We start from the raw sequence: 21026 nt of genomic DNA, 5'->3' as shown, positions 1-21026 counted from the left end.
TGAATATTGCAAAGGTTGTGGCGTGCCACAACCTTTAGCTATTTCTGTAGCCGGTATTTTTCGTCAGTCTGTTTAATGGAAACGCATATGAGCTTGAAAGCACAAATCACCGAAGATATGAAAACCGCCATGCGTGCCAAGGATACGGCCAAGCTGGGTGTGATTCGTCTGATACTGGCGGCCATCAAGCAGCGCGAGGTTGATGAGCGTATCGAGATGGATGATGCAGCTGTGATTACCGCGATTGAGAAGATGCTTAAACAGCGCCGCGATTCAATTGCTGCTTTTGAGAGTGCTGAGCGTCACGATTTAGCTGACCAGGAAAAATTTGAAGTCACCGTGTTGCAAACGTATTTGCCGGCGCAGATGAGTGAAGAAGAAATTAAGGCCATTATCGCTAAGGTAGTGGCTGACACCGGCGCCGCTGGCGCCAAAAATATGGGCAAAGTGGTCGGTGCTGTGAAACCGCTGGTTGCAGGTAAAGCGGATATGGCGAAAGTATCCGGCTTGATTAAAGCTGCTTTAGGCTAAGTTTGCAGCCAGTTGCAAAACAGTTAGAGGGCGCATTGGCGCCCTTTGTTTTTTGCTCCGCATAAGCGATACTTCCATTTATGATCCCCGAAAGTTTTATTCAAGAACTGCTCAATCGCGTAGACGTTGTCGAGGTCATCGATAAGGCGGTTCCATTGAAAAAAGCCGGGGCGAATTACTCGGCATGTTGCCCGTTTCATAACGAAAAATCCCCTAGTTTTACTGTAAGCCCAACCAAGCAGTTTTATCACTGCTTTGGCTGCGGTGCCCATGGGTCTGCACTAAGCTTTCTGATGGAATACAACGGGCTGAGTTTCATTGAAGCGATTCATGATTTGGCCAGGCAAGTCGGCATGATTGTGCCGCAAGAGCAACGCGATCCTAGCCAACCAGAGCCCCCCAGCAAAGCAGTGATGCTGAGCTTGCAAGAGACTTTGCAACAAGCTGCCGTCTTTTATAAAGCTGAGCTTAAAAAATCACCACGCGCAATTGAGTATTTAAAAGGACGTGGCTTGAGCGGGCAGGTGGCAGCCAAATTCCAGGTGGGTTACGCACCTGCCAGTTGGCAAAATCTGCAAACGGTATTCCCAAACTATGAGGCAGAAGCACTCGAAATTGCCGGGTTGGTCGTGCAGAACGAGCAGGGGCGTCGTTATGATCGTTTCCGCGACCGAATTATGTTTCCGATTCATAATCAGAAAGGTGAAGTCATCGGTTTTGGCGGGCGTGTGATTAACCCTGAAGATACACCTAAATATTACAACTCCCCGGAAACGCCTTTGTTCCAAAAAGGCCATGAGCTATATGGCTTGTTTATGGCGAGGCGCGCCATTCGTGATGCAGGTCGTGTGCTGGTTGTAGAGGGCTACATGGATGTGGTGGCGCTGGCGCAATACGGTATTGAATATGCCGTGGCCGCGCTGGGCACAGCTACTACACCGTTTCATATCGCCAAATTAATGCGGCAGACCGATGAAATAGTCTTCAGTTTTGATGGCGATAAAGCCGGACGCACAGCGGCCTGGCGTGCAGTAATGAATGCCTTGTCTGCGATTAAAGACGGCCTGAAATTGCGCTTCCTGTTTCTGCCTGCCGAACATGACCCCGATAGTTTTGTACGTGAATTTGGCAAAGAGGCATTTGAGGCAGAAATGGATAAAGCGATGCCGCTTTCGCAATATATTATCCAGCATTTGAGTGAGCATAATCCGATGGCGTCGCAGGAGGATAAAGTGCAATTTCTGAATGAGGCCGAGCCTATTCTCAAACAGATCCAGGCACCGCGGTTTTCCATGTTGTTACGTAAAAAAGTTGCCGAAATGACCGGCTTAGGTCAAGCTGAAATGCAGCGCATGCTCAAGTTGCCGAATCCGACAAAGAAACAGGAAAAAACACCGCGACAGCGTTCAAGAACGCCATTGTCATTGCATTTGCGACTGGCGTTGATCTTGCTCATGCGTCCGCAATGGGCACGGCACGATTTGCTCGATCAGGTGTTGGGCGAGAGTGATGAGGAGCATATGTTGCGTGAAGTCGTCAAAGCATCGATCGCGCACCCTCAGTCACGCCCGGTCGTATTGTTGCAAATAGTGAGTCAGGGTATTTCAGAAGTCTTGCGCAATCAATTACATAGAGAATTGTCTTTACTGGATGAAAGCCTGGACTTCACACTTGAATTTGAGGGGGCGTGTACCCAATTATCCGATATGGCGCTAGCTGCGAGAGACAAATCGCTGCTTGGTAAACTCACAGAAAAACCGTTTTCTACACTCTCAGACGCTGAACGAGAGTCCTTACGGCAGTTAACCAGCAAGCGCTAACCTGTGTTTTCCTAATACCCACAAAAACAGTCATGGGTATGCTTAAAGAAAATGCAAAAATCAGGTAAAATGTAGGGTTTCCCGTAATGTTATAGCGAGCGGCGTGTCAGAAGGTGTGGTCGGCGCTCGACAACAATCATTTTAGAGGTGGAATCGGCCATGGCCAGACCAAAAGCAGATAAAAGTTTAGATAAAGAGCTCGGAATCAAAGAAGCCGAATCCCCTAAAGACCCGGCCACGCAGGCCATGGATGCAGAAGCGCGCCGTACCCGCCTGAAAACCCTAATTGTTCTGGGTAAAGAGCGCGGTTACCTCACTTACGCCGAAATTAATGACCACTTGCCGGATGATGTGCAAGACTCCGAGCAGATCGAGAGCATTATCGGCATGATCAATGACATGGGTATCCAGGTGTATGAAGAAGCGCCTGATGCCGAAGTGTTGCTGATGTCAGACGCACCGCCAGCCGTGACTGATGAAGATGCTGCTGAAGAAGCTGAACAAGCTTTAGCAACGGTTGATTCAGAGTTTGGCCGTACTACCGACCCGGTGCGTATGTATATGCGCGAAATGGGTACGGTTGACCTGCTGACACGTGAGGGCGAGATTGAAATTGCCAAGCGTATCGAAGATGGCCTCAAGCATATGGTGCATGCGATCGCCGCCTGTCCAACCACCATCGCCCAGTTGCTGGAGATGGTAGATAAAGTTGAAAAAGACGAAATGAGCGTCGACGACCTGGTCGATGGTTTGATTGATAGCGATTTGGGCCTGGATGACGCGCTGGCTGCTGTTGAAGCAGAGGAAGAAGAAGGCGAAGAAGAGGAAGACGAAGAAGAGGAAGATGATGAAGCCAAGGCTTCTTCCATGTCTGCCGAATTGCTGGCAAAACTCAAAGAAGAGGTGCTCAACCGCTTCGCCGTAATTCGTTCTCACAATGCCAAGATGAATGAAATCCGTCAGGCTAAAGGGACACAAAACGACGAATATAAAACCCTGCATCAGCAAGTGCTTGATGAGCTGACCACGTTCCGTTTCTCAGCTAAGCAAGTTGAAGCCTTGTGTGACCAGGTGCGTAACATGGTTGAAGAAGTGCGCTCTCATGAACGCAAGATCATGGAGTTCTGTGTAGACAGAGCGGGCATGCCGCGTCAGCAATTCATCAAGAGTTTCGTTGGTAACGAAATCAACATGAACTGGCTGGATGGCGAGTTGGCTGGTAATCCTGCTTACGCAGAGCGCCTCACACGCTTTACTCATTCAATTCTGGATCAGCAAGAGCGTTTGCAAAACCTGCAAATTCGTGTTGGTTTGCCGATTAAAGAGCTGCGCGACATTAACAAACAGATGACCACCGGCGAAGCACGTGCCCGTCGCGCCAAGCGTGAAATGATCGAGGCTAACTTGCGCCTGGTGATTTCGATTGCCAAAAAGTACACCAACCGTGGTTTGCAGTTCCTTGATTTGATTCAAGAGGGTAACATCGGCTTGATGAAAGCGGTAGATAAATTTGAATATCGTCGAGGTTACAAATTCTCGACCTATGCGACATGGTGGATCCGTCAGGCGATTACCCGTTCTATCGCTGACCAGGCGCGTACGATTCGTATCCCGGTACACATGATCGAAACCATCAACAAGATGAACCGCATCAGCCGTCAGATTCTGCAAGAGACTGGCCTGGAACCTGATCCGGCGACCCTGGCTGAGAAAATGGAAATGCCGGAAGAAAAAATCCGCAAAATCCTGAAGATCAGCAAAGAACCGATCTCGATGGAAACACCGATTGGCGACGACGAAGACTCCCATTTGGGCGACTTTATCGAAGACAACACCACACTGGCACCAATGGATGCTGCGGTGTACGCCAGCCTGCGCGATGCAACAAGTGAAGTGCTGGAGTCACTGACTCCGCGTGAAGCCAAAGTGCTACGCATGCGTTTTGGTATCGAAATGAACACCGACCATACGCTAGAAGAAGTGGGCAAGCAGTTTGACGTGACCCGTGAACGTATCCGTCAGATCGAAGCAAAAGCGCTACGTAAATTGCGTCATCCAACACGCTCCGAGCGCCTGCGCAGCTTCTTAGAAAACGGACAAGATTAGTTTATAATCACTCGCTTTCCGGCCCCTTAGCTCATGCTTGGTTAGAGCAGCGGACTCATAATCCGTTGGTGCTGTGTTCGACTCACAGAGGGGCCACCAAAAATCGCTGTAAATCAAAGGGTTACGTTAATTCGTAGCCCTTTGTTTTTTGTCATCTATGCAAAAGGCTCAACCGAGGATCTGTAATCACTCATGTCCAGCCTATATTTATTGGACTATCCACAGTTTTGTAGACACCTAGCCTTGTTTGTTTACCTGATCCATTAGACGCGGCGGGGTAGGTGGATTTTGACCCCATAAATGTAGCTCCTAAACAGGGGGTGAAAATGATGAAGTTTACCTAAATTAAAAGTGGTTGCGTCCGCAATTGCTCTTAATTACTATACGGACAGGTTTCCTTCTAAACATAAGAAGTAATTGGAACGCCGCATGAGAGTTTCCCTTTTAAGAATATTATTATGCGGACACATGCGTCCGGTTAATAACTGTTAGCCATGCATAACAATAGCGGTGAAAGTATGAACAAATTTGACTATTCTCTTGATGAGTGGCTTTCCCGACTCCCTAATGAGTTGGCGATTGACGCTGTGGGCATGTGGCAGATTATCCCTGTTCTTCGACAACAGTTTAATCTTGAAGGTGATGAACTTGTTGAGTGGACGCGCCGCGGAATCTTGGCATTAATTGCCAGAGGTGCCGTGCCCGTTAAAGGATCAGGCCAAACGAAAGGCTGGTATCAACAGCATGGATACGGTGCCACGCCACAGGCTATGACAGAAGCGATTATTTCAGAGTGGCAACTTACCGGCGAGGATCCTGAGCCGTACGACAGCCTATGGTTTGCTTTGGAGAGTGAGATTGAGGCCAATTATGGCTAACCCATCATTCAAGCGGGACTGGCGAAAAGGTTCTTTTATGAAACGTTTATTAATAACGAGTGTTAAGCCGTCATTGTCGCCAGCCCCTTACTTCAAACGTTAGCGGCTAAAGACATGAGTGTATTTACAATCATTGTTTTATCGCTTCTAGTTATCATTCTTTGGCTACCACCAGTTCTATGCGCGCGCGTACTCAAATACCGCTTGGGTGTGGAAATGTCGCGTTTGCTCTGGTTGGTTTTGCCATCACAGTTGCTTTTAACTATTGGGCTGGTCTTGCTTGCGCAATACACCGGCCTGCTTAATCCAGCGGGGTATGTTCTTGGAATCACTGTATTGGTCAGTTTTGGCGGTGCAATTGCAGTAGCTTTAGGTCACCGTGCCGCTAACCCATCATTCAAGCGGGACGCCTAACGGCGCCCCTTAATTCAAACGTTAGGCGTTAATTCAGAATGAAATGGCATATTAACAAATGGGGTCAAATAGCTCGCCTTACAGAGGATGAAAAATATCCTGGGCGAGAGGTACATCAAAGTATCCCAATTGCAATAACTATCTTTGTAATTGTTGGTTTTCTATTTGGTTTGTATCAATGTACGGCTCAGCTGTCAGTTAATTCAGAAATAGCCAAGCCTAACCAATCCATTAAGCAGGAAGCGCTAAAGCCCGCCCCTTATGTCAAACGTTAGGCCTTCAATGAGATACACACTTGATGATGGTGAAAAGTTGAATCAGGAGTTTCCAGAAACATTCTGGATACCAAGCAATGTAGAACGAGAAAATTTATTACCAGGTGAGTTGGTGAAATTGATATTTCGCATATCACTGGAGAGTGAGCAGCATGTTGAGAGGATGTGGGTATTGATTAAAGAGCGCACCACAAATGGTTATATTGGTGAACTGGATAACGACCCTTACTGTACAAATGAGCTTCGCCACGGGGCATTGGTAGAATTTGAGCCAGTACATGTTATACAAATATATGAAGAGCTACCCCAAGCCTAATCCATCCATCAAGCGGGACAAGCTAAAGCTTGCCCCTTATGTTAAACGTTATGCGCCATGAGAATTTTATTACTCACACTTTCATTTCTGTATTCACTCGTTGCTGGAGCCCAAAACATGAGTACGCCCAAGGCTGAGTGCGAAAACCTCATGAACACGGCACTCCCATTCTCAGAGCAAATGCTCCAAAAGCATGGTGAGTTCTTTCCATACGGTGCTGCTCTAAAAGAAAATGGAGAAATCGCTAGCGTGGCAGGCTACGACGGTCGCGAACTCCTACCATCGAGCGACATCATCCGTTTGCTAAAGCAAGGTTTTGCTAAAGGTGCAAAGTCAGGAGAGTACAAAGCTACGGCATTGGTTTACGATGTGAAAGTCACATTACCGTCGTCTGGGAAAAAATCTAATGCCATAGCTGTGTCTCTCAATCATCGCGAGAATTATTCGGTAGTTGTCTTCTTTACATACCAATTAAATAAAGGCCAACTCACCTTTGGTGAGGTTTTCGCGCAGAAGGGAGAAGCAGATGTATTCCCATCAAAGTAAGTGCATAACCCATCAGTCAAGCGGGACTGGCGATAAGATTCTTTTATGAAAAGTTTATTAATAACGAGGGTGGAGACAACAATGTCGCCAGCCCCTTACTTCAAACGTTATGCATCAGGAGGAAAAGTGAATTCCATCAAATTTTTTGTGACGGCCGTTGCATCACTTCTGGTGTTATCAAACGCACACGCCGAGGATTTTAATACTGCAATTATCAATACCGTAACGCCTAGCGGTGTGGGGTGGTCGTCAAAGAACGACGATCCTACGGCCAGCGCACTAGCCGCCTTCGGCGTAAAGCGATACAACTGGATAGCGAACGATGGAAAAGATCGGGTAATTTTGTTCATCGATCCAAGAAGTACTGAATCTCCCAGCTTTAGCCGTGAAAGTGATGTCCGAGCTGGGGCAAGAAACTGTAAGGACTTCAGCAACAAAACTGAATTCGGGGGCGAGAGCGATCCTTTCCTTGGGTGGGTGTCTGTATGTACTCTAGCGAGTGGCAATGTAATGACATTGAGACATTTCGCTTTCAATCACGACAAGGTCGGCTACAAGATTTCCAGAGTTTGGCGAGACCAGCCATCTAGCGACTTGGTGACGCAATGGAGAGAAACAGTTAATAGTGTCATCGCCCAACTTGGGAAGTCCAAGTGACTATGCATAACCTGCTAGTCGAGAGGGACGCTTCGCCGCGAGGCCGCTCGCGCCCCTCACTTTCACGTTAGAGTGAGTATGAACACTTACCAGTTCCTAAAAGCTTTATTATTAATAAATATAATAGCCTGTATGTTAGGTTGCTCCATTCCGAAGAAGTTTAAATTGACCGACATAGATGGATTTAATCAAACACAGTGTGCCAAATTGAATGCTGATGCATTCATTTCTCTTGCTGACTTTAATAAAGGCTCTATAAATTTTTTCGGCATAGATGAAAAACCATTGGAACGGGGTTGGAGAATATACAAAGAAACGAAATTGGAAGTAAATAAAATCGAAAGTACATGGGATTTTGAAAACGGCTATCGCATTATTGTTAACGGAAAAATTCCAGTAAATTCTGAAACCATTAAATTCTTTAGTCAGGAATATTTTTTAAACCAACCCGATGAAAAAGAATATCTTCATAAGATTTTTTCTCCATGCGGCTAAACTCTAACCCTTCATTCAAGCGGGACTGGCTAGAGCACTCTCGATGAGCAATTATTAATAACTAGGGTTGATCTACTGGTGTCGCCAGCCCCTTAATTTAAACGTTATGACTACTCCGCACACACCGAATCACATTCCAGCTGGCGAGCGCGTCACAAACTTCATATTTTCCGTATTGCTTTTCGCGTATGGCAGTTATGGCGTGTGGCTAAACGACCTGTATGTCCCAGGCAAGCGCTCAAAAGGAGTTCACCTACATGACGTCCCAGCATGGATAATGTATGGGGCTATTATCTGCGCGTGCTTGGTGATGCTATCTGTTGTGGTAGATCACTACGATCAGAAGAATAATGAAACGAACTACAAGCTGTTCGCTACAACATTTAAGTATTTAGGTTGGGGGTTCTTCGGCCTATCTCTTGTTATGGCGGTGATTCACTAATGCATAACAAGGCATTCAAGCGGACGGGCTTCGCCCGCCCTTAATTTGAGCGTTACAGAGGTACAACTAAAGTTCAACGCTATAGTTAGATGACAAGTCTACTTAGTTGCGCAACGTTATCTAAGTGTATGTATTGTTGTGTAATGGAAGACATAGTGCATCAACGTTGTGGACTCATAATCCGTTGGTGCTGTGTTCGACTCACAGAGGGGCCACCATTTATAGAGAGACTCAAGGTTAACGCCTTGGGTCTTTTGTTTTGGTTAGTGTAGACTTTAGTATCAGTATAAAAATAGCTTAAAGGATTGGTGATGATAAGCAAAAGATTTCGTACTTTGATTTTTATCCTTATTTGCATGCAGCTTTCTATCGTGTATGCACAGGATGCAGATGCTGAGTGGACAAATATCAATTACGAATTTATACAGTTACACAAGGCGGGCAAGTTCGATCGGGCTATGGTTGTTGCTCAAAAATCGTTAGAGTTCGCAGAGCAAAGTTTTGGGCCTGATAGTATCCATGTAGCTACCAGCCTGAACAACGTAGCGGGAATGTACGAAAGAAAAAACGAATTTTCCAAGGCCGAACTGCTTTATAAACGATCACTGGCGATCAATGAGGCAGTGCTTGGTTCCAGCGATCCTAATGTAGCCATAATAGCGCATAATCTTGCTGGGCTATATGCAGCTCAGGCTGATTTTGGTAAAGCAGAGCCGCTGTACAAGCAGGCATTGCAGATTAGAGAGAGTGCCTTAGGTCCAGACCATCCCGAGGTAGCCATAACTTTGAATAATCTAGCAGGAATTTACGATAAGCAGGGTAATTACAGGGAAGCAGAGCCGCTTTATTACCGCTCTTTAAAGATATTAGTGAAAGTACATGGAGCTGACCATCCTAGTGTAGCTACGTCTATCAACAACTTAGCTGCTGTATATGTAGCTACAGGAAACTATGCTACAGCGGAGCCACTCTATAAGCGCTCGTTGATCATCATGACGAAGGCGCTAGGCCCCAATCACCCAGCTTTAGTCACGAATTTGGAGAATCTTGCAGCACTTTACAGGGCCACTAATCGGGATGAAGAAGCTGGGCCGATAGAAAATCAAGCTGCGCGAATACTAGCGCTTCAGCGAAGGTAACCATATTCTGGGTATCTCAAGCACCAACGGTACATTTGTTTCTAAACTCATTTTCTTTTAGCTCAACGTGCAGGTCGTTGGCCGTTATGTTGGCTTGGCGTGGAAGTTGAGATTTATCTGGGCGGGAGTGATTTTCTATAATCCGTAATTCAAATTCACAGTAAGGTCTTTGGTGGGGGTTCGATTTACCCTACAACAAACCTATCAATCAATTTATGAAAAGCTTTTACGTTCAGATCTTTTTTTGAAATGATATTTTTTGGATCAGAGGCCTGGCTGGTTAGATCAATATAGCCTAATTCCCATTTATCGTATAAACGTGTTTGAGTCGCACCAACCGTGATTATAAAAACTCTGTTGTGTCGTTCATCTAACAATATTTTTTCCATCAATCTATCTATGCCATCAGCTTGACCTTCAATATATTGCGTAAATGTACTCCCATCGAACAAAAGCACGCCAGTGATGCTATGTTTAACGTTTTGTTTGCGGGCATGCCTGATGATGTCGCTTACTATTGATGGGTCGTATTTAGATTGATCCAATGCACTTGTATATAAAACAAACTTCATTTCACCAGGCCTTAATAAATAATACGATTATTTTGATTGTCGGACCGGTTACTTTTATCTAAGTGAGATATAAACTTCATTTAGCCTAAGTCGGCATTTCAACAGCTGAATCTCAATTTGAGCTTATTGTTTGATATCAAGGTTGAGTTTAAGTTACCTCTTCACGTTCTTCTTCAAGAGTTTTATAACAAACTTCACAGCTCACATCATAATCCGAAGTGTAGTCGTTGTAACTTACTATCTGGGCATTATCACCGCGTTGTGCATCCGCTTCATAGCAATGGTCGCATAACAATATTACTGGGTGGTCAATTTTACCTGCCGACTTCAATTCTCTTATTTTGCATATCTTCATAACGACATCCTTTTATATAAATATCGTGATAATTATGCTTGCGAAAATATTATTCTAGATTATTCAGTTTTAAGAGAAAAGACCTTTGACTATGAGTTCTTGAGGAGGGTGCCCATTTACGCAAGTCTTCAGCAAACCAAGTAATCAGGGGCTGGCTAATACCATGTCTCCGTCGCAATCGTTGGCCGTTATTTGGCTTGGCGTAGGCGTTAGAATTTATCCAGGCGGAAGCTGCTTAGTGGCGACTATTCGCAGTGGTCTTAGATTTTAATGGGGGAAAGCATCAGCTTTAAGTACCATCAGAACTGGTGGCAGGCTATTACGACCTGTTTCCTAAACTGCTACATCCACAATATTGCCTGGCCCAAATTTAAAAACATTAGAGGCTTTATTGTTACCTTCATCAGATTTTGGTTTAGTTTGTGATTCTTGGTTTTTCTTGCCTTCTTGAGCCATAATTTGTTGAATTTGCATTTGAATCAACTTAATCTGGTCTTGGATGAGTTTTGATTGTTTTGAGACTTCTTCAGGCGAGCCCTTTAGTTCAGAAGCCTGCTTTTGTAATTCAGTTATCTTCTTCATTAATGCTGCCACTTTTGCTGCAGCGCTCGCGCCGCCAGATGTGTTTGAAGAAGTTGTCCTGCCTAGGCCCATGGTTCCAGCAATGATACTTGTCATAATTTATCCTTGATAAATGATAGGCCATTAAAGTCCGTGGTTGAAGGCAGAGTTTTATCCTAATTTCAAAACATGAACCTCTCTAACTTTATCGACATAAACTGCCGCTAATTTACCCTGTGAAATCAAGATTTGCCTTCATGTCTTTTAAGAAACGTCTTGAGCCATAGCTAAACATAAGTCATTACTGATATGACGTTTATCCTTTAGAAATCTTGGGGCTCAGTCATTGTCAACTGCTGGCGCTGGGATTAGATAACATATCAAGGTAATGCATTACTAAAGGCGCACGTAACATTTCAGGCAAGATTTTCATTATTTCCTGCATATATGGCATTTTGAAATGTTGATCTAGATCGCTACGATCATGCCAGTTTTCGTACATAACAAATACGGTAGGATCATCCGACGATTGGTGAAGATCATAATTAATACATCCTGCTTCTGATCTACTAAGATCAATCAGAGATTTAAGTTTTGTAGCCACTTCATCTTGGTATTCAGGTTTTGCATAAATAAATGCAACCAGACTTAGCTTCTTTTTCATGATTAATCCTTTCATAATGATTAGCAGGGTTTGTGAATTCCCGGTTGAAACTGATCTCCAGCAACCTGGTGCTGGAGATACCGGTTAAACATAGTCAGTAGAAACAGCCAGTTCTTTCCAAGCATCCAGTTCCTTCTGCACAAATTGATTTTTTTCAATGATCTTGTGAACAGTGTCTGAACCCAGTGGCAATCTCAAAGGAGGATTTTGGCTGTCAACTAATTTCAAAATCGCCTTGGATAACTTAGCAGGGTCGCCAGGTTGTGCATGATTAGCTGATGCAGCAAACTCACGCATTGCTCCCACTGTTTCCGCATATTCCGGAAACGACTTCTCGGTGGAAACCAGGGATGTACTATCTAGGAAATCTGTACGGAAGAAGCCTGGTTCGACTGTTGTAGGCTTGATGCCAAATGGCTCAAGTTCATAGGCCAGCGACTCGGTCAAAGCCTCCACTGCAAACTTGGTAGCGCAATATGCTTCCCATCCAGGGTAAGAGGCATAACCACCAATCGATGAAATGTTAATGATGTGACCGCTGCTCTGGTTGCGCATGTATGGCAATACAGCGCGAATCACGTTGAGCAAACCAAATACATTGGTATTGAATAGATCTTTTACTTCTTGATCTCCAGACTCTTCAACGGCCCCCAGCAACCCATAGCCGGCGTTATTCACAAGAATGTCAATTTGTGAGAATTGGGCAATCGCAGCTTTAGCCGCCTGGATGGAGGCAGCCTCATTTGTAACGTCAAGTTTTAAAGCGAGGAGGTTTGGGTGATTACCCAATGCATCAATGACTGTTTTTGGATTGCGAGCAGTTGCAATGACTTTATCGCCACGTTCCAGTGTATCCTTTGCGATTAAGGCACCAAAACCTCTTGATGCGCCAGTAATAAACCATACTTTTGAATGAGTGCTCATGACAATCTCCTTTAACTAAATGAACCGCGACATGCAGAACATGGAGGCCATCATAATTACTATTCAAAAGTAAAAAAATATTCAATATAATTGTTTTATTATCAACCTTAAGTTGTTTATATGCGGATGATGAGATCCTTAACTATGTTTCTGGCGGTAGCAAATGCGATGAGTTTTAGAAAGGCAGCTATTGAACAGGGCGTATCTCCACAGGCGGTCAGTAAAGCCGTTAAACAGCTCGAGATGCATCTTGGGTTGAAATTACTCCATCGATCAACCAGGCATCTAAGCCTGACAGAAGACGGTGAGAAGCTATTTCAAAATGCCAATCAGGGAATGCAGCTTTTAACAGACGCAATCGTTGGTCTCGAAGAAAGTAAGCAAGGCATGGATGGGATCATTAGACTTGCTGCGCCGCTTGCTTTTGGCAATCGGATCCTGGTGCCTTTAATAGATGAGTTTCAGTCAGTAAATACAGATGTTCACTTTGATCTGATGCTTAGCGATGAATTCGTAGACATCGTCACTCTGAGAATCGATGTTGGATTTCGAACTGGACAGTCACCAGATAAAAATGTCATTTCCAGAAAACTGGGGGACATTGTTTCCGTCATTTGTGCATCGCCAAAATATATTGAAAAATATGGAATGCCTCTCGATTTGAATGACATTCAAGGACATCGATGCACTGGTTTTTTACATCCGCAAACTGGTAAGGAATTACCTTGGGAAATCAATGTAAAAGGAGAGGTAAATTACATCCATGTGCCCTCTGTAGCGAGATTTAATAATATTGAGGCAGAAATTGAGGCAGTTAAACGTGGTATCGGTATTGGGCAGCTAAGCGAATACCTGATCAAGAAAGAATTGAGGGAGGGCGAATTGATACAACTTATTCCGGATGGTTGGGTGCCTAGGTTAGGGATATACATGTATTACTCAGAGCGCACGAAAATTCCAACACGCGTAAGGCAATTTATTGACTTTTGCATTTCAAAAATGAACAACAATAACCATTAAGATTGCGCTGTAAATGTATCGCCGAGTCGTGATTATTCACTTTTCTCTAAACTCATCCACCTGCACCCTCGCACTTGAACACTTTGAGCAATTGCTAAGTAATCAGAGACCGCCTGTACAACGGCAGTCCTGTTGATAGAGAGACCCCTTAAATATGTGAGTCCTTATACTTAGGTTGGAGCCTAAGACTTTTATTCCAGTCTTCAAGCCACTTCAATGTATTAACTTCATCCATTGGCTTTGCAAAATAATACCCTTGACCCAATTGGCATCCTAATTCCCGCAGGCCTATGGCTTCTAGGTTGGTCTCAATACCTTCTGCAATAGTGGCAATACCTAAGCTATCTGCCAGTTCTATGGTTGAAATAATAGATTTCCGGGATTTTGAAGAGAATTCCATCGTTGCCACAAGTGATTTATCAATTTTCAGCTCTGAAAAATGCATTTTTTCCAGTTGCGTCAATGAATAATGGCCTGCCACTGAATCATCAATACCCAATCGAAAACCATTGGTATTTAATTGGGTAAGAATATCTTCTGCATGAGCAGGGTTTTCTAAAGAGGCAGTCTCAGTGAACTCTAAAACGATTCGATGTGGATCTATATGAAACGCATGGCAAGAGCTATCTAGCGTATCGACTAGATGCTTATCTTTAATGCTGCAGTCTGAAATATTAAGAGAAAATGATAATTCCGGATCCAGCTTTTCAATGAATTTGAACCCGGTATCAATCGCTATATGAGTTAGCTGCCCAATTTGGCCTGTTTGCTCGGCTGCTGGAATGAAGGCTTCTGGTAGTTTTATCCCATGCTTGGGATGCTGCCATCGCAGAAGCCCTTCAAACCCCACCACTCTCCCAGTAGGTAAGTCAATTTGAGGTTGGTAATATAATGCAAACTGATTATTTTCGATGGCATTGCAAATACTTGCCTTATCGAAGATGAGTTCCTCATTTTGTCTTCTATGACTTAAATCTGTTACGTTCCCATTCTTAATCATCATTGCACGTGTTCCTTCCAGTAAGATTTACCAAAACAGATAACTAAATATTCTTGCAGTGCAAAAGAAAGCATTCAGCCCATAGATAATGAGAGGAATATTAATAATTAAAGTTTTATGTAAATTTTATAATTTAATTAATTAATTTATTTCAATTTAAATATTGGTTCAGGATTAGTGCATGTTTAAGTGAATTCACTGAGCCATCCGATGTACTGCTAATGCATTTACACCATCTGGTAGTTTCACCCATAAAAAATACCCTCCTTGCGGTGGAGTTAACCTGGTTCCAGTGGGAAAATACCTTTCTATCGCTTTAATAAAATTGATTTGATTGAGTAATAAGGAGTGCCTTAAATTACGAAGGTGTTTGTCATAACCACCTTTCTGAAGATACTTTGCCAACGCCACTTGCGCTGGCACTGAGGCAGATAGCGTTGTGGTTAATTTAAGTCGTTCGATGGCTTTAGAGAATTGTCCTGTGGCCACCCAGCCAATCCGATATCCTGGCGCCAGACATTTTGAAAAGGAAGAGCAGTGCATCACCAATCCTTCAGTATCAAAAGCTTTTGCCGGTGCCGGCCGCTTGTTTCCAAAATACAGCTCGCCGTATACGTCATCTTCAATCAATGGCACTTGATACCGGCACAGCAATTCAACCAAGGCCTTTTTCTTTTCGTCAGATAGTAAGCTTCCCGAAGGATTTTGAAAGTTGGTCATCAACCAACAAGCTTTTGGTTTGTGTAGTTGCAAAGCTTTTTCCATTGCTTCTAAATCGATACCATCTTTTGGATGGCTGGGAATTTCGATGGCTTTTAGACCGATTCTCTCAATGGACTGGAGGGCTCCGTAAAATGTGGGCGATTCAATCAGAACCGTGTCGCCAGGCCGGGTAACGGCCATCAAACACAAATTCAATGCTTCAAGCGCACCATTGGTGACAACGATCTCATCCGTTTGAATATGAAGCCCATCAATCATGTATCGAAGTGCAATCTGCCTGCGCAGATTAAGATCACCCGGACTTAGATTGTCGACACTGTGCCAACGATCCATGGTCTTGACAGCCGATGCCATGGCTTGAGCCAACTTATTACATGGAAATAACAAAGGGCTTGGAAATGCTGAACCGAGAGGCACCACATTACGCGCTCTGATGGATTCGAGGACTTCAAATACGAGCTCACTCACATCGACATGTTTACACTCAGGGTTAACAGAAAATGCTGGATCAGGGGCTGATGGGCTGCCAGTCGTGCTGCCTGCAGTCACAAAATAACCGGAACGCTCATGAGCACTAATGAGCCCTCTGGCCTCAAGTAAATAGTAAGCCCGGAAAACTGTTGAGGAACTGACATTTCTACTTTTGCATGTTTGTCGTACTGAAGGTAATTTATCCCCGCGACTAAGCACGCCCTCATGAATTGATTGAGCGATCGAATTTGCTAATTGTTCATATAATTTCATGGGTTAGATTGAATCAAAGCCTGATTGAGGCTTATTTTGTTTCAATACATTACGAAATTTTCCATCACCTGGTTTTAATGAGTTTTAAAGCCGCGCTCTCTTGCATTATGAACTTAACTGTTCGTGGGGAGTGATATTTATTGCAGTGGGAAAAAGCACCTGTATGTTCTGTTGTGAAACACATTCGTAAACTCACCGCCGGAGAGGGGGAGTGCACTGATCGCTGCCTAAAACCCTGCTAATAGTCCCGCCTCGAGGCACAACCAGGCAATCAGGAGTTGTCTGATGTAAAAGTGATTCTGGTGTTAATTGTTGGCCGTTATGTTGGCTTGGTGTGAGCGTTCGGATTGATTCAGGCGGGAGTGTTAGCGTTGATGCTCAGGTTTGATTGTTAGGTTGGCAGGTCACCGTCACCATGAGATAACTCAAGTCCAATGCCAGGGTCTTTTTTAGTATCTATCGAATTGAAAGGTATTAAGGTTGGAATCATTTGCCTGTATGTGCGCTAACCGCTAGTTTTTAAGAAATAGCGAGATTATCGTGAGCATTATTCGATGCGTCTAGGTTCTAGTCTACAGCAACTAATAAACGGCTCACTAGCCACTACTACCTATGGGGTTAGGCAGGTAAGGTAAGTATTCTCTTAGGTTAATAAGGTCAATCATCATGAGCTTCGAAAATAAACCAACTGATACATTAATCAGGATCGCTAAAGCAGGCCTTGGATTTACTTTAAACAAAAATAATATATCTGCCGAGGATCTGCACCGAGTTATTACTGCCGCCACTCAAGGTGGTGCTCACATTACCATTGTTAATATGCAGAAATCTCGGTCAAAAGAGTTGCCACTGTCTTTCAGCAACTCACCAACTTGCCACTTTAAGCTCTCACCATAAGCGTGTGCCTTAAACCATGGTCATGTAATCAGGGGCTTGGCTGATACGCCAGCTTATCCCGGCGCAATGATTAGCCGATTGGCTTGGTGTTTAGAAGTTAAGAGCAAGGTGAGTCACTAGCAATGCAACTCAATGATTCACCTTGCAGAGGAGCAAATTGGATAGTGCCCCATCTGCTAAGGATCATGGTTACTTCTTCGAGCCCGTCTTTCTAGGGTCATCACTCGGATTTGTGTATTTTATATCCCAAGGGCCGGTAGCAATCAACTCAACAATAGTTTCTTTGTCCGTAGTCCACACATAATGAGTGTGACCTGTAGGGAGTACAAAACTAGAACCTGCATTTAATACCTCACCTTTTGATTTATCGAGTTTAGGCCCCATACCATTTCCTAACTGACCACTGAGTACCGTGACGACCTCGGTAAAGGGATGCGTGTGTGGTGGAATTGGATAGTTTGCAGGAAATTTTAACCAGGCTATAAAAACACCTTTTTTCGTTGGGTCTCCAACCACAATAGCGCTTTTAGCTCCCTTCGGCAGAATGGGCTCATCTTTCCATTCAATATTCTCAGGAGTAAAAGACTTCATTGTTGTGGCATTCATACGCTCAATGTTGTCTGTGGCACCTGCAAAGTTGCTTAAACAAAAAAACGTTGTGACAGCAAGCATGGATATTTTTTTCATATCATCCTCTGATTATTTCAATATAAGTTATTCAATAAATATACAGATCTGTATATATCTGGATTTTATGAGGATGTATCATGAATATATTGAGATAAATCATTAGTGGTCCCTAATGATTTGACTGAGGATTAAGGACTTTCTAAAGGCCAAGTATTTCAAACTGTTATATTGAGCTTAACCTCATTGCGCCTGTGTGATTGAATACCGTGCCTCTCTTTTATTGCTATTATCACGGGATTAAAAGTGCCGATTAAATAAGTAGCGACTCATCAAATGAATGAAATGCTTAAATAAACCTTGCTATATTTGGAGCATTAGCCCATAGTGGGTGGGCGGTGAATTGCAAGTCCTTTAGTTTTTATCAGTTTAGTTTCTTTCATAAGTTTCTTTTCTTTTTCATTCCTAGTCTTGTTTCTCGCCTAACTTCAGGCAAATGCCTTATTTTTATTTTCAAAGGAATTAACATGGCTATAGGCAATGTAAAATGGTTTAACGACGCTAAAGGTTTTGGTTTTATCACTCCAGATAATGGTGGTGCAGATTTGTTTGCACACTTCTCAGCTATTTCTTCAGATGGCGGCTTTAGAAGCCTCAATGAAGGTCAACGTGTATCATTTGATATCGTGGTTGGCGCTAAAGGCGAGCAAGCAGCGAATATCAAGCCGGAATAATCTTCCAGCATATAAGCAGTGATGCATTGCTTAATTAAAAGCCCAGTAACACTGGGCTTTTTTACCTCCATCAATCAAGTGATGATCCGGGCAGTTTTTATCATTACGTGTTCTGGTTGACAGCCGACTTCCTGAAAGTATTTGTAATTGATTATTCTTTGGCATTCATCAAACTTTTACCAAGCAGGCAAATTCCTACACAGTTTAGAGAAGTTTTCCGATAAATGTTTATCTGATAAATGGTTAGTCTGATGCTGTTGATACGAAGAAAGCCTCTATACTAGTGAGCACTACGCTGGTTATTAACAAACTAACGGCTATGTAAAAACATCGCTAGTTCATAAGTTTGCAGAAAACAGGAGAAATCATGAAAGCATACACTTGGAAAATCGTTGCACTTGCATTTGTTTTAACGGCTTGTAAAAGCACCCCAACGGATTTATCACATACTGCTAATCCAACCTCAAAACAGGAAACTGCTGCAGAGCATGCTGTAGGCGAGAAAGATGATGGCAGGGCATACAAAATATATGGTGCTTATCTTTCAAACCGCCAGGTATATTTTGATTACAACAGCGATAACCTCAATCCCAAATATAAAAACCTGATTGCAGTACATGCCAAGTATCTGCTTAATCATCCACAAAGCAAGATTTCACTACAAGGTCATTCAGATGAAAGAGGTACGCCTGAGTACAACAAAGATCTTGGGTTGCGCCGGGCCGTGGCTGTGAAAAATGCATTTGCTGCTCAAGGGGTAAAGAATGCGCAACTGGAGACATTAAGTTACGGGAATGAATTCGCAAGCCGCGATTGCCCTGATGAACACTGCCACAAAATTGATCGTCGTGTAGATATCAGCTATGGTGTTAAGTAGAGTTTCTTTAAATTGATTATCAATTAAGAAATTCTGTTGATACTCAATTATAAAAATGCCTTGCAGAAATGCGAGGCATTTTTTTATGTTTTACTTTTTGGCAAAAATTTATTTTCAGTGAGCGGACTGGTTTGCTGATGCCGTTGTAAGTGTTGTTTTTCAAAGGGTAATAAAAGGCAAAAAAAAAGAGACTTTAAACAAGTCTCTTTTTTATTTGAGGCTGAATATTTCAGTTTACATAGACTCTTATGTTCTCAGATCAGGAGAAGCAGATGGCTCGTTTTTAACTTTAGCCATTACTTTGCGGGCAATGGCTGACAAAGCTAGTAAAAATAATAATTTTTTCATTTTAGATCCTTTAAACAATTGAATATGGGGGCTAAATATTTAAATTTAGAACGTGTAGTTATTTAATAACGAACCCATTTTCCAACATATCCGACACACTCTTATTTATGCGTAGGAGACTACTTACCTGGATGACCCTGGAGATTTCTGTTGGTGATTAACTTTCTTCTACCAATCCAAAAATTTGATGGTAAATAGCTGCTGTAATGTGGATAGCAAACAAGGGATAAATCATCACTGAAATTAAATAGTGAAAACCTAATGCCGTTTCGTGAAGAGGAACTGTTTGCTCAAGCAGGGGAGGTAATGTAAATACATCAAAAAAATGAAATGTTTCGCCGCTGGTTAGCAACATCAATAGCCCTAAAAGACACTGCGTAATGATGATGATGTAGATTGATCTGTGCAGGGAAATCGCCACCAGCTTTTGCCAGGGTTTGATGCTGTACGAATGAATAGGGTTAGGATTCAGATTTCGCCATGTCAATCTGGTGATCATCAAAAAGAGCAACAAAATGCCTAAAGATGAGTGGCTGGAAGTGAGTTCCAGCTTTTCAGGGCCGGGAGCTAAATCCGAAAATTGACTAGCGATTACTATGATAGATAATAGCATCGCCACACTCGTCCAATGCAAAATCCTGGCTATCAGACCATATTGTGTATTCGAGTTTTTAATATCAATGCCCATCGCTTAAGCCCCCGCTTCTAATGCCCTACTGTAGGGATAGTTTATTTCAGGGAGTATCTAAGGACTTTAATTGCAGCCATCCCAAACCCAAAAGTAGTTAAAGAGAGTGTTGTATAGAGGAACAGAATATATGGCAGTGAATGAATTTTTGGGTCTATGGCCAATATTAAAAACGCCGTTGGATTACCTATTGAACCTAGTGCCATAGGCCAAATAACAAACTTGGGCAACCTGATTTTTGATGCGTAAAAACCTAATAACAACATGGTCATCATTAAATAGTCCAGGTGGCCAGAGAGAAGGTTTTCTGTGCTGGTGAATATATTCAGCATGTAAGGAATTTTCATGCCTCTGGTCATGACCAGGCACCATGCAAGCACCAACCCGGTAAGTAATGTAATACAGGCTGTTCTTAATAAAATCACATTACCGGCATGTTTATCTTCATTCATTTTATTTCCCCTTGATATCTTTAGTTATAAAACCCATCACCAAAAGCGGCTAGTTCAAACCTGATAACAGCACCGATATGAAATTACTCCTTTAATGTTCAGACAGGTCTGTCTATTTATTCTATAAATTTTTCTTGGGTAAAGCAAGGGAGTTAATCAGAGGTTTTATAGGACGATGTGAGCTTTATTCTCGAATATCGAAAATGCACAATGTAGAAATT

25 protein-coding genes and 1 tRNA gene are annotated in these 21026 nt (G+C 43.2%); 16 read left to right on the top strand and 10 right to left on the bottom strand.

Going from position 1 to position 21026, the window contains the following annotated elements; all coding sequences use genetic code 11:
- The first annotated feature begins 87 nt into the window (after positions 1-87).
- From LPA26_RS12895 to LPA26_RS12840, 12 genes are all read left to right on the top strand, one after another.
- Complete coding sequence (locus LPA26_RS12895; protein ID WP_229008658.1) at positions 88-531, top strand: GatB/YqeY domain-containing protein; 444 nt, start codon at positions 88-90, stop codon at positions 529-531.
- A gap of 80 nt (positions 532-611) precedes the next feature.
- Positions 612-2351 carry a DNA primase gene (dnaG, locus tag LPA26_RS12890; RefSeq protein WP_229008657.1) on the top strand — a complete coding sequence of 580 codons (1740 nt, stop codon included), beginning with the start codon at positions 612-614 and terminating at the stop codon, positions 2349-2351.
- A 159-nt stretch (positions 2352-2510) separates the two neighbouring features.
- A complete protein-coding gene (gene rpoD / locus LPA26_RS12885; protein WP_055828686.1) occupies positions 2511-4457 on the top strand; it encodes an RNA polymerase sigma factor RpoD in 1947 nt (648 codons plus the stop codon).
- 20 nt (positions 4458-4477) lie between these two features.
- Positions 4478-4556, top strand: a tRNA-Ile gene (locus LPA26_RS12880).
- A gap of 419 nt (positions 4557-4975) precedes the next feature.
- Positions 4976-5335, top strand: a complete 360-nt coding sequence (locus tag LPA26_RS12875; RefSeq protein ID WP_229008656.1) for a hypothetical protein — start codon at positions 4976-4978, stop codon at positions 5333-5335.
- Positions 5336-5551: 216 nt separating this feature from the next.
- Entirely contained in the window at positions 5552-5749 is a 198-nt protein-coding gene (locus LPA26_RS12870; protein ID WP_229008655.1) for a hypothetical protein, read from the top strand.
- Positions 5750-5787: 38 nt separating this feature from the next.
- A complete protein-coding gene (locus LPA26_RS12865; protein WP_229008654.1) occupies positions 5788-6024 on the top strand; it encodes a hypothetical protein in 237 nt (78 codons plus the stop codon).
- A 7-nt stretch (positions 6025-6031) separates the two neighbouring features.
- A complete protein-coding gene (locus LPA26_RS12860; RefSeq protein ID WP_229008653.1) occupies positions 6032-6340 on the top strand; it encodes a hypothetical protein in 309 nt (102 codons plus the stop codon).
- Positions 6341-6457: 117 nt separating this feature from the next.
- Entirely contained in the window at positions 6458-6886 is a 429-nt protein-coding gene (locus LPA26_RS12855; RefSeq protein WP_229008652.1) for a hypothetical protein, read from the top strand.
- 45 nt (positions 6887-6931) lie between these two features.
- The gene (locus tag LPA26_RS12850) at positions 6932-7543 is read left to right on the top strand and encodes a hypothetical protein (protein ID WP_229008651.1); all 612 of its coding nucleotides are present in this window, start codon (positions 6932-6934) and stop codon (positions 7541-7543) included.
- A gap of 78 nt (positions 7544-7621) precedes the next feature.
- Complete coding sequence (locus LPA26_RS12845; RefSeq protein ID WP_229008650.1) at positions 7622-8038, top strand: hypothetical protein; 417 nt, start codon at positions 7622-7624, stop codon at positions 8036-8038.
- A 753-nt stretch (positions 8039-8791) separates the two neighbouring features.
- The gene (locus LPA26_RS12840; protein WP_229008649.1) at positions 8792-9619 is read left to right on the top strand and encodes a tetratricopeptide repeat protein; all 828 of its coding nucleotides are present in this window, start codon (positions 8792-8794) and stop codon (positions 9617-9619) included.
- Positions 9620-9804: 185 nt separating this feature from the next.
- Here the strand turns inward: LPA26_RS12840 and LPA26_RS12835 are convergent, their stop codons facing one another.
- The 5 genes from LPA26_RS12835 to LPA26_RS12815 all read right to left on the bottom strand — a co-directional run bounded on the left by LPA26_RS12835 (position 9805) and on the right by LPA26_RS12815 (position 12695).
- Positions 9805-10191 (bottom strand): BLUF domain-containing protein, encoded by a 387-nt coding sequence (locus LPA26_RS12835; RefSeq protein ID WP_229008648.1) that lies wholly within the window; start codon positions 10189-10191, stop codon positions 9805-9807.
- A 148-nt stretch (positions 10192-10339) separates the two neighbouring features.
- Positions 10340-10546 (bottom strand): hypothetical protein, encoded by a 207-nt coding sequence (locus tag LPA26_RS12830; protein ID WP_055869492.1) that lies wholly within the window; start codon positions 10544-10546, stop codon positions 10340-10342.
- Positions 10547-10879: 333 nt separating this feature from the next.
- Positions 10880-11224, bottom strand: coding sequence for a FlxA-like family protein (locus tag LPA26_RS12825; RefSeq protein ID WP_229008647.1), 345 nt, complete (start codon positions 11222-11224; stop codon positions 10880-10882).
- A 232-nt stretch (positions 11225-11456) separates the two neighbouring features.
- Positions 11457-11771: a putative quinol monooxygenase gene (locus tag LPA26_RS12820; protein ID WP_229008646.1), complete on the bottom strand. Its 315-nt coding sequence runs from the start codon at positions 11769-11771 to the stop codon at positions 11457-11459.
- 84 nt (positions 11772-11855) lie between these two features.
- Positions 11856-12695 carry an oxidoreductase gene (locus LPA26_RS12815; protein ID WP_229008645.1) on the bottom strand — a complete coding sequence of 280 codons (840 nt, stop codon included), beginning with the start codon at positions 12693-12695 and terminating at the stop codon, positions 11856-11858.
- A gap of 144 nt (positions 12696-12839) precedes the next feature.
- Here LPA26_RS12815 and LPA26_RS12810 point away from each other — a divergent pair, with 144 nt between their 5' ends.
- Complete coding sequence (locus LPA26_RS12810) at positions 12840-13715, top strand: LysR family transcriptional regulator (RefSeq protein WP_229008644.1); 876 nt, start codon at positions 12840-12842, stop codon at positions 13713-13715.
- A gap of 148 nt (positions 13716-13863) precedes the next feature.
- Here LPA26_RS12810 and LPA26_RS12805 read toward each other — a convergent pair whose 3' ends face one another.
- Both LPA26_RS12805 and LPA26_RS12800 read right to left on the bottom strand, forming a co-directional pair.
- On the bottom strand, positions 13864-14718 hold the full coding sequence (locus LPA26_RS12805) for an EAL domain-containing protein (protein WP_229008643.1): 855 nt from the start codon (positions 14716-14718) through the stop codon (positions 13864-13866).
- 192 nt (positions 14719-14910) lie between these two features.
- Positions 14911-16182, bottom strand: coding sequence for a PLP-dependent aminotransferase family protein (locus LPA26_RS12800; protein WP_229008642.1), 1272 nt, complete (start codon positions 16180-16182; stop codon positions 14911-14913).
- 666 nt (positions 16183-16848) lie between these two features.
- Here LPA26_RS12800 and LPA26_RS12795 point away from each other — a divergent pair.
- Positions 16849-17079 carry a hypothetical protein gene (locus LPA26_RS12795; protein WP_229008641.1) on the top strand — a complete coding sequence of 77 codons (231 nt, stop codon included), beginning with the start codon at positions 16849-16851 and terminating at the stop codon, positions 17077-17079.
- Positions 17080-17268: 189 nt separating this feature from the next.
- Here the strand turns inward: LPA26_RS12795 and LPA26_RS12790 are convergent, their stop codons facing one another.
- Positions 17269-17766, bottom strand: coding sequence for a cupin domain-containing protein (locus LPA26_RS12790; protein ID WP_229008640.1), 498 nt, complete (start codon positions 17764-17766; stop codon positions 17269-17271).
- Between the two features lie 467 nt (positions 17767-18233).
- On the opposite strand from LPA26_RS12790, the gene LPA26_RS12785 reads away from it, so the two are divergent.
- Together LPA26_RS12785 and LPA26_RS12780 are read left to right on the top strand one after the other, a co-directional pair.
- Entirely contained in the window at positions 18234-18440 is a 207-nt protein-coding gene (locus LPA26_RS12785; RefSeq protein ID WP_055828509.1) for a cold-shock protein, read from the top strand.
- Positions 18441-18807: 367 nt separating this feature from the next.
- A complete protein-coding gene (locus tag LPA26_RS12780) occupies positions 18808-19317 on the top strand; it encodes an OmpA family protein (RefSeq protein ID WP_229008639.1) in 510 nt (169 codons plus the stop codon).
- Positions 19318-19822: 505 nt separating this feature from the next.
- Here the strand turns inward: LPA26_RS12780 and LPA26_RS12775 are convergent.
- Positions 19823-20353: a cytochrome b gene (locus LPA26_RS12775; protein ID WP_229008638.1), complete on the bottom strand. Its 531-nt coding sequence runs from the start codon at positions 20351-20353 to the stop codon at positions 19823-19825.
- Between the two features lie 41 nt (positions 20354-20394).
- A complete protein-coding gene (locus LPA26_RS12770) occupies positions 20395-20805 on the bottom strand; it encodes a hypothetical protein (protein WP_055828495.1) in 411 nt (136 codons plus the stop codon).
- Positions 20806-21026 lie beyond the last annotated feature (221 nt).

Origin of the sequence: Methylophilus sp. Leaf408 (genome assembly GCF_916856905.1) — a bacterium.
Taxonomy (GTDB): domain Bacteria; phylum Pseudomonadota; class Gammaproteobacteria; order Burkholderiales; family Methylophilaceae; genus Methylophilus.
The sequence above is the reverse complement of the archived record's forward strand: the minus strand, read 5'-3'. Positions and strand labels throughout refer to the sequence as shown.